We start from the raw sequence: 12711 nt of genomic DNA, 5'->3' as shown, positions 1-12711 counted from the left end.
CCGTGCTCAGGCGATGCCCAGCCGGCGGTCCGTCTCGGTCATGGAGTCCTGTACGCGCCCTTGCCTCGTGTCCCATGCCGTTGCCGTGTCCCGCCAGAAGTCCGCCTGGGCCGCGAGGAGTTCGCGGACCGCGGCGGGCCGGGTCGAACCGGAGGAGCGCTTGTGCCGGATGCTCGCGGGGACGTCGAACGCCTGCGCGAGCGCCTGTTCGGGTGCGCTCAGTTCATGGCCGTGCTCCTTGGCGACCCGCTGGAGCAGGTCGGGGCGGAGGTCCTGGGGTGCCGCCCCCTGTTCGAGCGCGGCGAGGATGTACGCGCCCGCCACCACCTGCGCCGTGCGCCAGGGCACCCCCTCGTCGAGTGTCAGCCGGTTGGCCAGGGTGAAGCCGCCGTAGTAGTCGCGGGCGCAGGCCGCGGACATCCGGTCGGTGCGGAAGCGCAGTTGCTCCATGACGGCGGTGGCCAGGGCCAGGGTGGAGCGTGCGGTCAGGAAGGCGGGCAGGATGTGGGAGCCCGCCTCCTTGGACACCTCGACCGAATTCGAGTACGCCGTGTTCCGCTGCCCGGTGAGGGCGTCGACGTGGAACGCCGTCAGGTGCCCGGTCCTGCCCCGGATGCGTTCGAGGAGGGGAAAGTTCTTCTTCTGCGGCATCGCGGAGGAGATGCCCGCGTAGGCGTCGGGCAGGTCGATGAAGCCGTACTCACTGCCGCCCCAGGCGATGAGGTCGGTGGTGAAGCGGCTCAACACCGTGCCGAACTGGCAGAGTTCGCCGGTGATCCGCAGTGCCCAGCCCCGTGAGGCCACCGAGACCAGGGCGTGCGGCTGCGGCCCCTCGAAGCCGAGCAGTTCGGCGGCGCCCTCCCGGTCCCAGTCCAGCTCCTGGCCCGCCATCGCGCCGGCTCCCAGCGGGCAGCGGTTGATCTCGTCGTAGGTCGCCAGCAGCCGCCGGGAGGCTGCCACCACCTCTTCGGACAGGGCCGCCAGGTAGTAGCCGGCGGTGATGATCTGGGCCGCCTGGCCGTGGGTGTAGCCGGGCATCACCGTCTCGGTGTGCTGCTCGGCCACCCGGTGCACGGCCTGCCCGAAGGTCAGCAGGGACCGCGCGGTCAGGGCCAGTTGGTGGCGGGCGAACATGACCTGCGCGCAGGCCTGGAGGTCGTTGCGGCTGCGGTCCACGTGCCAGACGGGGACCGGGGAGGCCAGGTGGGTGTCCACCTGGCGCTCGATGGCGAAGGCGATGTCGGACATGTTGCGCTCGGGGTCGGCGGTGAGCGTGTCGGCGCTCACCCCCTGGAGGGCCACGCCGATGCGGCGGGCCTGGTCCGGCGTGAGGATGCCCATGCGCCGGTACTCGACGGCGAGGACCTTCTCGATGGCCACGTACCACGGCAGGAGGTGTTCGACCTCGAAGGCGAACTGCGGGGCGAGCACCTCGTCGTGGAGCAGCCGGTGGGGCCCGGAAGCGATCCGTCCGGTGAGTGGTGTGTCCAAGGGACTACCGGCTCCTCTTGCGGAGGGTGAAGGCGAGGCTCTCGTGCTCGTGGAAGTAGGGGCGGTACCCGGCGTGCGGGGGCTCCATCCAGCGCAGTTGCTCCACCGCGCTCACCTCGTCGCTCAGCCCGCACGCGGCGAGGTAGGCGTCCAGGTCGGGGCGGTCGTAGAACTTGCAGTAGAAGTCGGCGTGGTCGCGGTACTCCTTGGGGCCGATGGCGACCATGCCGGGGTCGGCGACCTGGCAGTCCCCCATGGTCCACATGTTGGCCACGATGTGGCCGCCGGGCCGGCAGATACGGTGCAGCTCCTGCAGCGCCTTCTCCGGTTCGGTGAGGTGTCCCAGCAGGTCCCAGCAGAAGATGCCGTCGACGGAGTCGTCAGGCAGCCCGGTGGCGAAGACGTCGGTCTCGTGGAAGACGACGTTGTCGGCGGCGGCCTTGGCGACGACCGTACGGGCGATGCCCATGGCGTTGAGGGAGGTGTCGCCGCCGAGCACCACCGTGGCGGCCTGTGCCAGCGGCGGCAGGTTGCGCCCGTCGCCGCAGGGCAGGTCGAGGACGACGAAGGCCGAGTGATCGGCGAAGAGCTTGGCGGCGTTCACCACGTAGGGAACCGGCGGGTCGCCCCAGAGGTTGGCGTGCCCGTCGAGGCGATAGGCGTCGTTCCACTGCCCCTTGGCCAGCTCGTCGGCGGCGGACGCGGAATTCACAGGCACGATGTCTCCTTGGACGCGGGGCGTACGGGGTTGGCCGCACGCTGTTCTCGGGTGAACTGGCCGAACATGTCCGTGACGCAGCGATGGGCGTCAACGAAGGCCCGGGAGTAACCCGGGGTCGGGATGAGGTGGTTGTAGAACGTGGCCCCCTCGGTCAGCGGGCCGATCAGCCAGAGCCGCCGGTGGCTTGTGCCGTCCGGGCCCACGGGGTGCAGTGCCTCGTCGACGTCGGCGGTGGCGACCCGGTCGCTGCCGGGCAGGAGCGGGCTGAGCACGCGGCGCCGGTGCAGCGAGCGCACCAGCGGGCTCGCCGATGCGGCCAGGGCGGGCCAGGGCGCGTTGCCCGCGCACAGCCAGTCCACGCTCTCGTGGTGCGGGTCTTCGAGGCGGGTCGAGGCGAGGGTCCAGCGGCCGGTGTCCTCGCCTTGTCCCGGGGCCACGAGAGGGGCCGGCCCCAGGGGGAAGCGGACGATTCCGGCGTCGGCGAGCGCGAGGAGTTCGGCGTAACGGTCCTTCTGGGGGCCGACCACCGCGCGGTTCATCAACGGCACCGTGCGGCACAGGAACTCTTCGAGTGAAGAGCCGGTCAGGCCACGGAAGTTGACCGCGTCGCGCAGGATGTCACGTACCTCGCGGACGGCTTCCAGGGCCGCCTTGACCGGACTGAGGGTCAGCCCCTTGTCGGCCTCGGCGAGATCGTCGCGCACGGTGTCGGTGAGCCAGCGCTGGTACGAGGCGCTGTCCCGCCGGTCCATGGTCGCGGAGGGGTCCCAGAGGGCGGTGGGGTCGAATGCGCCGTGCACTTGGTCGAGCAGGTCGAGCGCCGCGGTCAGTTTGCCCGAAGCGGTCGCCTGAACGAGGTCGGCGGCCACCGCCTCCTCGGCGGCGGACCCCTCCTCGACCAGGGTCCGGCAGCGGTGGTAGGCGATCCGCATCTCGCTCATCAGCAGCGGCTGGAGCCGCTCGTCGAAGTCCAGCGGGCCCTCCGAGCGCAGCGACGCCACGACCTCACGGGTGAGGGCGACGGGCTGGAAGCGGCTGGTCATCTCCGGGCGCCTGGGACGCACCCGGAAAGGCATACCGGACCGGGAGTACAGCACAATGCGAGGCTCTGTTCCACCGGCCAGATAGCGGACCCGGCCGGATTCCCGTGAGAATGTTCCGCCTCGCCCGACCGTCAACGCGGCGACCGTGTCCATGGCCGAAAGGCCGAATCCGGCGACAGCCACCGAACTGCCCGGTTCCACGGCCGCCACGCTCTCCGGCAGCGGATAAGGATCGGTCACGCGGCGCAGTACGGTCCCCGCATTTCCCCGCAACTTTCCCGGCCGTTCATTGCCGACATGGCCGAGGGTGAGAAACGCGAAGTCCGTCTCGATGAGCGTCCCGTCCGCGAGAGTGATCCTCGTGGTGTCGGTCCCCTCACCCGGTTCCAGGTCGACCGCCGCGGAACGGTGCAGTCGTATGCGTACGTTGTCAGGGGCCAGGCGGCAGGTCCGCTCGAAGAACCACCGCAGGTACTCGCCGAGCACGCGGCGGGGCAGGAAGTCGTCCGGCGCGATGGCGCGGCCCGTCGTGCTCACCGTACGGCCGTCCGGGCCCAGTCTCAGGCCGCGCTCCGTGACCCACTCGTACAGCCCCGGACCGTCCTTGCCGGTCTCCGCGCCCACGGACTCTTCCCCGGGGAACATGGATATCTCGCCGCAGAGAGTATTGAGGAGGAGATAGTCAGGCTGGTCGGTCGCGTGCAGCCCCTGTCCCGAGGAGACGGGATCGACGACGTCCACACACACGGCGGAGAGGGAGGTGGAATTCTGCGCCAGAGCGACGATCCGTTCCAAGACACTGCACCCTCGGGACCCCAATCCGACAATGCACACCCTTAACTCGGCCGCCACTCAAACCCCCGTAATCTGGAATACCGAGAAGTAACCGAATATCGAGAACCTGGTTGCCCCACCGTACACACCGGCCTCGACGGCGTTCAATGACGCGATCGAACTTAGGCGCATTCGGCGCCCTCGGCCGGTAAATGATCTATGCCGTCACCGTAAAGCCGACACAGTCAGCGGATACTTCCGGTCCTGCCCGCCGAAAGCAAGTACTCGGATTCGGCCAGAGTGGCTCCCCACCCCGCTCCGGCAGGACCCAGCGGTCTCTTCCGCGAGGTCATCGCGGAATGCACGGGTCTTCCTCCGGTCACCCACCCGCAGAAGAATCCGGCCATACCCGGGCCGAGGGGGCCCAGGGGCGGCGCGCGGGTTCCGCCGTTCGTGGCGCTCCCCCTACCCTCCCGACGTGTCCCCGCGCCAGTGGGCAGTAACGCACCACACGAGACCCCGGGAGCAACGTTGCCATCGATGCCACGCAGACATTTCCTCCAGAGCGCCGCGGGCACGGCGATCGCGGGAGTGGCCGTGCCCGCCGCCCCGGCGGCCGTCGCGGCCACCACCCCCCAGGACGCCGCGGGAGGGACCGTCCGGTTGCACTTCACCGCCACCACCAACGGCGCCGCCGCCCCGGCCCGCAAGCACTTCCTCGCCGAGGTGCAGAACGTCCTCTGGTCGTTCGCCGACGACGGCAGACCCGCCACCGCCCTCACCCCGCCCGACCTCGAACCCACCCGCCCCGCCGTCTCGCCCGACGGCCGCCAGGTGGCCATGGCCTGCTTCAAGGGCGGCCAGTTCCACATCTGGGTCATGGCCGTGGACGGGACGGGACTGCGGCGGTTGACCGAAGGGCCCTGGGACGACCGGGGCCCCGCCTGGTCCCCGGACGGCTCGAGGATCGTGTTCTCCTCCGAGCGCGGCGGCGACCCCGTCAAGGGCAGCCCGTACCGCATCTGGACCGTCGATCCGCGCGGCGGAAAACTGACCCAACTCACCGGCTTGAAAGGGCAGTCGGGGCCCGGACAGGATGTGCCGTACGAGGACTTCGACCCCACCTGGTCCGCCGACGGCAGCCGGATCGTCTTCGTGCGGGGGAGACTCGACCAGACGGTGCTCAGGTCCAGGACGCTGGCCGCCGTGCCCGCGGACGGCGGGCCCGTCACCGTCTGGCACGCCGAGAGTGAGCCGGGCAACCTCCAGGTCCCGGTCTTCTCGCCCGCGGGCCGCAGCGCCTGGCTGCGCACCGTGCAGCTGGTCGGGAAGTTCGAGCAGGTCAACCTGGTCGTGGACGGGAAACCGGTCCCCGTCGACGGGGAGATCGCCGTCGCCCCGCCCCGCTGGCTCGACGAGGAGCGGGTCCTGCTCACCGTCGACGGACAGTTCCGGATCGTGCGCACCCGAACGGGCGGCAGCGGGCACGTGCTGCCGTTCGACGCGACACTTCCCGTCGAGCGGCCCTCCTACCGCGTCAAGAAGTACGACTTCGAGCCGCGCGGCACCCGAAAGGTGCGCGGCATCCAGCAGCCGGCCCTCGCCCCCGACGGACGCTCCTTCGCCTTCGTTTCGCTGAACACCCTCTGGATCCAGCCGATTTCGAGCAGCGGAAAGCCCCGAAAAGTCGTCAGGGCGCCGGTCGGTTCCTATGTGCAGGGGCCCACCTGGAGCCGGGACGGGCGCTCGCTGCTGTACGTGGACGACCGCGACGGGCTCAATGCCGTGCGCCGCCACGACCTCGCCACCGGCAAGGACACCGTCCTCGCGCCCGGCGGCCGCGTCCACGGCGCGCTCTCCCCGGACGGAACCCGGCTCGCCTGCCTCGACATGGCCGGCAATCTGCTCGTACGCGACCTCGGCAGCGGTACGGAGAAGGTGCTCGCCGCGCCGATGGGCGGCGGCGGGCTGCCGGGGCCGCCCAGCTGGTCCCCGGACGGGCGGTACGTGGCGTACTGCGACCGCAACCGCCTCAACCTCCGCTTCCGCGAGGGCTACAACCTCATCAGGGTCGTCGACGTCACGACCGGAGCCTTTCGGCTCCACCCGCCGGCCCCCTTCGCCTCGCTCTCCGACCGGTACGCGTCGGGGCCCGCCTGGTCACCGGACGGCAAGTGGTTCGCCTGCGTCAGCGAGTCCGCCCTCTGGGTGCTGCCCGTGCGTCCCGACGGCACCCCGCACGGCGAACCCCGCCGCCTCGGCGACGAGGGCGCCGACCACCCCTCATGGTCCGCCGACTCCACATCCCTGCTCCATCTCGCGGACGGCAAGGTGAAGTTGACTCCGATCGACGGGAGCGGCGGACGCACCGTGCCCGTGCGCGTCAGCTATCGGCGCGCCACGCCCGTCGACACCCTTGTGCACGCCGGACAGCTCTGGGACGGCACCGGCTCCAGGCCCCGCGAGGACATCGACATCCTCATCCGTGACGGCCGCGTCACCGCCGTCGAACCGCACCGCGCCGGCCGCCGCGCCACCCGCGTCGTCGACGCGTCGGACCGTACGGTCCTGCCCGGGCTCTGGGACGCGCACACCCACCCCTGGCAGTACACCTACGGAGCCCGCCAGTCCGCGCTGGAACTCGCGTACGGCGTCACCACCACCGTCTCGCTCGCCGGATTCTCCTACGAACAGGCCCGGTTGAGGGAGGACGTCATCGCCGGAAGGCTCGCCGGACCGCGTCTGCTCACCACCGGCGAACTGCTCGACGGGCCGCGCGTCGCGTACTCCATGGGCCGCGCGCACCGCACCCCCGAAGGCTTGCGCCGCTCCTTCGCCCGAGGGGCCGCGCTGGACTGGGACTTCGTGAAGACGTACGTCCGGGCGCCGTTCGCGTACATGGCGGCCGCGGCCCGCTTCGGCCATGACCGGCTCGGGGTGCGCTCCGGCTCCCACCTGTGCTCCCAAGGGGTGCAGAGCGGACAGGATCTGACGACCCATCTGTCCGCCACGGAACGGACCGAGTACGGGCACGGTGCCACCCCGGGGAACCGCACCCACCAGGACACCAGGGAGAACTACACCCACGGCCGCTTCCACCTGGTGGCGACGCCGTTCAGCGCCCTCCCGACGATCCACGACCACCCGGACCTGGTCGACGACCCCCGCGTGAGCGAGATGATGCCGCCCTGGGATCTGGCCACCATCCGCGCGCAGGCGGCCCAGGTCCCCTCGGACGCGGAACGGCTTATCCTTCGGCGGGAGTTGGCGTCCTACCGAACGGTGGTGAAGGAGGGTGGTCTGATGGCCATCGGCACGGACACCCCGCTGACCCCGGTCGGCCTCCATCTGCATCTGTCCCTGCGTGAGCTGGTGGCCCACGGTTTCAGCCCGACCGAAGCCCTGCTGAGCGTGACCGCGGCGCCCGCGCGGGTCTTCGGCGCCGAACGGGACCTGGGCTCGGTGACAGTGGGGAAGCTGGGCGACCTCACGATCGTCGACGGCGACCCGTTCACCGACTTCGCCGCACTCGTACGGGTCAGCCAGGTCCTGGTCGGCGGCCGGCTCCATGATCGCGCCGGGCTGGCGGCGCCGTACAAGAAGACGAAGGCGCCGAGGGATCAGGCGCCGGGCGCCACGGACTGGAGGGCGGTGGGGGAGCAGATGCGCAGAGACGGGTGCTGCGAGTGACGGGGGTGCCCATGAACAGGGCTCTGAGGAGATGTGGCCGGAGCTTCTACCGGATCAGATCCAGCTTGGTCTCACGCAAGTAGGCGCGCACCAGAGCCGCGCCGGCAGCACAGCGTACGTTGCGGTGGCAGTGCGAACAGCGCCGCACGTGCTCGGTGTAGGCCTCGTAACTGCGCTTGACTGCCGGCGTGCTGAACATCTGTCTCCTGTACCGTCCCTCGTCGGTGCTGTCGCCGTGGCTGGTGCGGGTCCGCCCGTGGACCGGACTGCGTGTCGGAGCCCTCCGGCGGACGGGCGGGCTACCCGGCGGCCTCGGCGGCGCGGCCGAGGTGGGCCGGAAGGTGGTCCAGGCGTTCGTAGAGGGCGCGTACGAGACGGGCGAGATTCTGCGCCCCGGCCACCGTGGTCCGGCGCCGTGGGGACAGGCGCCGCTCGGCTTCGCCGAGCAGGGTCTCGGTCAGGGTCCGCGGGGCGCCGCTCTTCGGCAGGCGCGTGCAGCGCTGCCGCAGGTCCTGGGCGAGGACGCGGGCATGGTCCGCCAGCAGCAGCGTGATCTGCTCGCAGTCACGGGGCGCGGGCGCCGCCTGGGGCGCGGACCAGGCCAGCACGGCCTGGACGAGCGACAAGTACGGCTCCCGGTCGAGTGGCGATGCTTCATGGAAGACGTCAGGCACGGTCGGTGCCGAGTGTGGGGTCATCGCAATCTTCCCGCAGGCATTTCGGGGTCTGGGCCGCGCAGTTCGGAAGAGCTAATATGCCGTCGGCCCCCTTCTGCTGCAAGTACATCTGCAATTGCATCGGCAATAACGGTCGCGTGGCGGCCGATTCGCGCCACGGCGAGGGAGGGGGTCGTTCCGGGCCGAGGCCGATCACCCAGCAAGGAGAAGATCAGGTGAACGCACCGTCCAACGGCATACGCGCCAGCGCCCTCGAAGGCGCGGTGTGGCGTAAGAGCCGCCGTAGCAACCCCAACGGAAACTGCGTTGAGCTGGCCGTTCTTGCCGACGGCGAGGTGGCGGTCCGCAACTCCCGGCATACGGACGGGCCGGCATTGCTCTACACCCGGGCGGAGATCGCGGCCTTCGTCCAAGGCGCGAAGGACGGCGACTTCGACGACCTGGCCGGGCCTGCTTGACGCATATGTCGGCCGGATAGTCACCATCACTGTACGGACGGTGGTGGCGGTGGGAAACTGAGTGCTCATCCGACCAACACGGGAGCCAGCATGGCAGCCGCGCAGCCGGGGCGTGTCCCGCCCCCGCGCCGTCACATCGAGCACCCCCGGGGCGGCCCGACAGTTCTGCGGATAGTTCTCGGCACGCAGCTCCGCCGGCTGAGGGAGGCCGCCGGCGTCAGCCGGGAAGCCGCCGCGGACGCCATCCGGGGCTCACACGCCAAGATCTGCCGCCTGGAACTCGGCCGCGTCGGCTGCAAGGAACGCGACGTGGTCGACCTCCTGACGCTCTACCGCGTCACGGACGACAAGCAGCGCGCCGAGTTCCTGTCGTTGGCCCGCGGGACCAGCACGCCCGGGTGGTGGCATCGCTACAATGACGTACTGCCCGGCTGGTTCGAGACACTCATCGGGCTGGAGGAAGCGGCCTCCGTCATCCGCACCTACGAGGTGCAGTTCATCCCCGGTCTGTTGCAGACGGCGGAGTACGCGCGTGCGGTGTGCCGGCTCGGCAACCCGCAAGCGTCCGAGGCGGAGATCGAACTCCGGGTGGAGTTGCGTATGCGGCGGCAGGCACTGCTCACCGCACCCCGTCCGCCCCGGCTGTGGGCGGTGCTCGACGAGGCATGTCTGCGGCGCCCGCTCGGCGGCTCCGGCGCCATGGCGGCCCAGCTGCGGCACCTGCTGGAGATGGCGCGGCTGCCCAACGTCACCGTGCAGATCGCCCCGTTCAGCCTCGGCGGACACGCGGCGGCGGGCGGACCGATCACGATCCTGCGCTTCCTGGAGCCGGACCTGCCCGACATCGTCTACCTGGAACAGCTCACCAGCGCGCTCTACTTGGACAAGCGCGACGACGTCGACCATTATCTCGCCGTCACCGACCAGCTCAGCGCTCAGGCCGCGTCCCCGCGCGACTCCCAGGCCATGCTGGAAGACCTGATCAAGGCGGCGGAGAACGCGTGAAGGACGCGGCAACAGGCGTGTGAGAGACGCGGCGGGGACGGGGGAGCGTCCCGTTGAGCAGATCCGGCTACTGCTTGCGGGCGATCCCGCCGTACTCGATCCACTCCATGGTGAGCTGCTTGGGCCCGACATCTCCGTCGGGCTTCCACGTCGAGACCTCCACCAGGCCGGGCTCCAGAATCTCCAAGCCCTCCAAGATTGAGCCGAGTTCGGCCGCCGTGCGCACCCGCCCCCACTGACCCTGGGTGCTGACCCGCATGAACTCGGTGACGAAGTCGCGGGTCTGCTGGTCCTCGCTCACGAGCTGGCACACGACCAGGAAGCTGCCGGGGGCCAACCGGTCCGCTACCCGTCGGATCAGGCCGGCGGGGTCGTCCTCATCCGGAATGCAGTGGAGCACGGACACGAAGAGCGCGGCCACCGGCTGAGTGAAGTCGATCAGCCGCTCGACCTCGGGGTGGCTCATGATGGCGTCGGTGTCACGCATGTCGGCCTGGATGACCGCGGTGTTCTCGTTCTCCTCCAGCAGCGCGCGGCCGTGGGCCAGCACGATGGGATCGTTGTCGACGTACACCACACGGGAGTCCGGGTCGACCGCCTGGGCGACCTGGTGGACGTTGTCCTGTGTCGGCAGACCCGAGCCGTGATCGAGGAACTGCCGTATGCCTTGCTCCTGCGCAAGCCAGCGCACCGCCCGCTGCAGGAAGCGGCGATTGTTGATCGCCAGGACCTGCGTGCTCGGTACGACCTTGTTCAGTTCCTCGCACGCCGCACGGTCCACGGCGTAGTTGTCCTTGCCGCCGAGGTAGTAGTCGTACATACGCGCCACGCTCGGGATGCTGACGTCGACGGTGCCGGCCTGTGGTCGCATGTCCTGGCCCAATTTCCGCTCTCCCGTCATTCGTTCACTCCATACCCGGCCCCCGGCGGGGTGCCACGAACCGGCCGTTCACGCCATGTGACCGTGCCGGATGGGCAGGCTGGGCCTCAACATACCTACTCACCGCACCAGTTGCAGCCCGCACCCCATAAGTCGGTACGCGCGGCCGGGCCCGGCCGCCGTGACCGTCCCGCCTGGAGACTCTTGGGATACGCGTCGCGGGCGACGCATCCTCGCTCAGTGCGGCGTGTCTCTGTCCGGCGTACGCGAAGGTGTTCAGCCCACCCGCTCGGCCAGAAACGCTTCCCAGGTGCGGGTGCCCGACATGCCGCCGTCAGCGGCCAGGTTCTCCCCGGCGCGGTACGCACGGCCGACCTTCCCGGGCAGGCGCACCGGCAGCAGCGGGCGCCGCTTGCCTGCCGACTTCAGGTAGTCACGGACCAGGTCGCCCAACCCGTACACCTGGGGACCCGAGAGGTCGGCCACCCTGCCTGCCGGCTGGTCCAGCGCCAACTCGACCAGCCGGGCCGCGACATCGCGGGCGTCCACCGGCTGCCAGCGCATCCCGCTCGGTGCCGGGACGACGGGCAGCTTCCCCATCTTCTCCGCCACCGTCAGCGCCAGGTCGTGGAACTGCGCCGCCCGCAGCGTCGTCCAGGGAATGCCCGACTCGGCGACGGCACGCTCCGCGCCCAGCTTCGCGCGGAAGTAGGCCAGCGGGATCCGGTCCGCGCCGACCACCGATATGTACACCAGATGCCGCACCCCGACCGAGCGCGCGGCGCGCACCAGATTTCCGGTGGCCTCGTCGTCGCCCTTGGGGCCGCCGGCGAGGTGCAGCACCGTCTCGACGCCTTTCAGCGCGTCGTCCAGTCCGTCCCCCCGCAGCAGGTCGCAGCTGCGGTACTCGATGCCGGGCGCGGATGCGCGGCTGCTGCGGGCGAGGACGCGGACGGGGTGGCCCGCCGCGCGCAGCAACGGTACGACGTGGCTGCCGAGTGTGCCCGTACCTCCGGTGACGAGGATGGGGGAAGGCGTGTTGTTCATCGTTGTCTCCCAGGCGAGTGACCGTGTGTACTGCCATGACGGACCGGACGGCCAGAATGTGACGGGCCGGACGAAGTCCGTCGGGGACATGCCGGGGAGAGACCCCTCGAACCGCCGGGCCGGCGCACGCCACGGGCCCGCCCGAGCCGGTCGCGCTCACGCTTCCCGCTGCTCGGCGGCGGGCCTACGCCGACCCCTCATCCGATGTGAGTGCCTCGTCGCCCGGGAGTTCCACCGTCGTGACCACGCGGGTCAGGGACGGCCGCCGAGGGGCCGAGCCGAAACCGAACCGGACCGGGGGGTGCACGGCCCTCAGCCCGCCGAGGTCCTGACCGTTCCACTCCGCTCGCGCCGACACGATGGTGCGCAGGTCCCGCGCGGCGTACCACTCGCGGCGCCCCGCCCCCGCGCTGCCGCGTGTCCGGACCCCCGGCATCAGCAGACGCGCCGGAAGATCGCAGAGCGCGGCCCAGCCGGGGCGGACCGCCAGAGGGCCCGGGACCAGCCTCAGCACTCGGCCCAGCGCGGTGGAGCGCCCGGGCGTGAACGTGGCCCGCAGTGGTCCGGCTGTCACGGTCCACTGCTCGTGCGCCGGTCCCACCGCGACGGGGCACACGATCACCTCGTCGAACCGGTAGGTGGCGGCGACGAACCGCGCCACGCGCTCGGACGGCGCCAGCAGCAAGCGCCGGCCGTCGGCCCTCTCCACCATGACGTCGGCGAACGGTCCCATGGGGGACAGCGGCCAGTACCCGACGACCAGGCGCACGCCCGAGGCCGTGCCCAGCCCCGCGATCCACCCGTCGAACCGCATGCGCCGTGCCGTGCTCATCGGTTCCGTCCTCACTCTCCCGGTGCCACGCCGGATGCCCTGCGGGACACGCTTCCCGATGGAATCGTGCCACCGAAAGACGGTGGCCGCGCC

General features: G+C 70.6%; 10 protein-coding genes. 3 read left to right on the top strand and 7 right to left on the bottom strand.

Annotation, left to right across the window (positions count from 1 at the left end; genetic code table 11):
• Nucleotides 1–6: 6 nt before the first annotated feature.
• The 3 genes from ACZ5GP_RS00675 to ACZ5GP_RS00665 are packed head-to-tail and all read right to left on the bottom strand — an operon-like array spanning nt 7 to nt 4089.
• A complete protein-coding gene (locus ACZ5GP_RS00675) occupies nt 7–1491 on the bottom strand; it encodes a lyase family protein (protein ID WP_468748669.1) in 1485 nt (494 codons plus the stop codon).
• Between the two features lie 4 nt (nt 1492–1495).
• Complete coding sequence (locus ACZ5GP_RS00670) at nt 1496–2209, bottom strand: class I SAM-dependent methyltransferase (protein ID WP_468748668.1); 714 nt, start codon at nt 2207–2209, stop codon at nt 1496–1498.
• Nucleotides 2200–4089: an FAD/NAD(P)-binding protein gene (locus tag ACZ5GP_RS00665; protein ID WP_468748667.1), complete on the bottom strand. Its 1890-nt coding sequence runs from the start codon at nt 4087–4089 to the stop codon at nt 2200–2202. The genes ACZ5GP_RS00670 and ACZ5GP_RS00665 overlap by 10 nt, the downstream gene beginning before the upstream one ends.
• A gap of 480 nt (nt 4090–4569) precedes the next feature.
• Here ACZ5GP_RS00665 and ACZ5GP_RS00660 point away from each other — a divergent pair, with 480 nt between their 5' ends.
• Nucleotides 4570–7719, top strand: coding sequence for an amidohydrolase family protein (locus ACZ5GP_RS00660; RefSeq protein WP_468748666.1), 3150 nt, complete (start codon nt 4570–4572; stop codon nt 7717–7719).
• A 299-nt stretch (nt 7720–8018) separates the two neighbouring features.
• Here ACZ5GP_RS00660 and ACZ5GP_RS00655 read toward each other — a convergent pair whose 3' ends face one another.
• Nucleotides 8019–8417, bottom strand: coding sequence for a DUF6415 family natural product biosynthesis protein (locus ACZ5GP_RS00655; RefSeq protein ID WP_468748665.1), 399 nt, complete (start codon nt 8415–8417; stop codon nt 8019–8021).
• A gap of 194 nt (nt 8418–8611) precedes the next feature.
• Between ACZ5GP_RS00655 and ACZ5GP_RS00650 the strand changes: the two genes are divergently transcribed.
• Both ACZ5GP_RS00650 and ACZ5GP_RS00645 read left to right on the top strand, forming a co-directional pair.
• Entirely contained in the window at nt 8612–8854 is a 243-nt protein-coding gene (locus ACZ5GP_RS00650) for a DUF397 domain-containing protein (protein ID WP_468748664.1), read from the top strand.
• A 90-nt stretch (nt 8855–8944) separates the two neighbouring features.
• Nucleotides 8945–9859: a helix-turn-helix domain-containing protein gene (locus ACZ5GP_RS00645; protein WP_468748663.1), complete on the top strand. Its 915-nt coding sequence runs from the start codon at nt 8945–8947 to the stop codon at nt 9857–9859.
• 67 nt (nt 9860–9926) lie between these two features.
• Here ACZ5GP_RS00645 and ACZ5GP_RS00640 read toward each other — a convergent pair whose 3' ends face one another.
• The 3 genes from ACZ5GP_RS00640 to ACZ5GP_RS00630 all read right to left on the bottom strand — a co-directional run bounded on the left by ACZ5GP_RS00640 (nt 9927) and on the right by ACZ5GP_RS00630 (nt 12618).
• Nucleotides 9927–10760 (bottom strand): SAM-dependent methyltransferase, encoded by an 834-nt coding sequence (locus tag ACZ5GP_RS00640; RefSeq protein ID WP_468748662.1) that lies wholly within the window; start codon nt 10758–10760, stop codon nt 9927–9929.
• 255 nt (nt 10761–11015) lie between these two features.
• Nucleotides 11016–11786, bottom strand: coding sequence for an SDR family oxidoreductase (locus ACZ5GP_RS00635; RefSeq protein ID WP_468748661.1), 771 nt, complete (start codon nt 11784–11786; stop codon nt 11016–11018).
• A gap of 184 nt (nt 11787–11970) precedes the next feature.
• Complete coding sequence (locus ACZ5GP_RS00630; protein ID WP_468748660.1) at nt 11971–12618, bottom strand: hypothetical protein; 648 nt, start codon at nt 12616–12618, stop codon at nt 11971–11973.
• Nucleotides 12619–12711 lie beyond the last annotated feature (93 nt).

The sequence above is a fragment of the Streptomyces sp. NPDC031466 genome (assembly GCF_055581265.1).
The sequence above is the reverse complement of the archived record's forward strand: the minus strand, read 5'-3'. Positions and strand labels throughout refer to the sequence as shown.

What these genes read in the sequence shown, in the direction of transcription:
- ACZ5GP_RS00660 (WP_468748666.1), top strand. Translation starts at nt 4,570, where the DNA reads ATGCCACGCAGACATTTCCTCCAGAGCGCCGCGGGCACGGCGATCGCG.
- ACZ5GP_RS00655 (WP_468748665.1), bottom strand. Translation starts at nt 8,417, where the DNA reads ATGACCCCACACTCGGCACCGACCGTGCCTGACGTCTTCCATGAAGCA.
- ACZ5GP_RS00645 (WP_468748663.1), top strand. Translation starts at nt 8,945, where the DNA reads ATGGCAGCCGCGCAGCCGGGGCGTGTCCCGCCCCCGCGCCGTCACATC.
- ACZ5GP_RS00640 (WP_468748662.1), bottom strand. Translation starts at nt 10,760, where the DNA reads ATGACGGGAGAGCGGAAATTGGGCCAGGACATGCGACCACAGGCCGGC.
- ACZ5GP_RS00635 (WP_468748661.1), bottom strand. Translation starts at nt 11,786, where the DNA reads ATGAACAACACGCCTTCCCCCATCCTCGTCACCGGAGGTACGGGCACA.
- ACZ5GP_RS00630 (WP_468748660.1), bottom strand. Translation starts at nt 12,618, where the DNA reads ATGAGCACGGCACGGCGCATGCGGTTCGACGGGTGGATCGCGGGGCTG.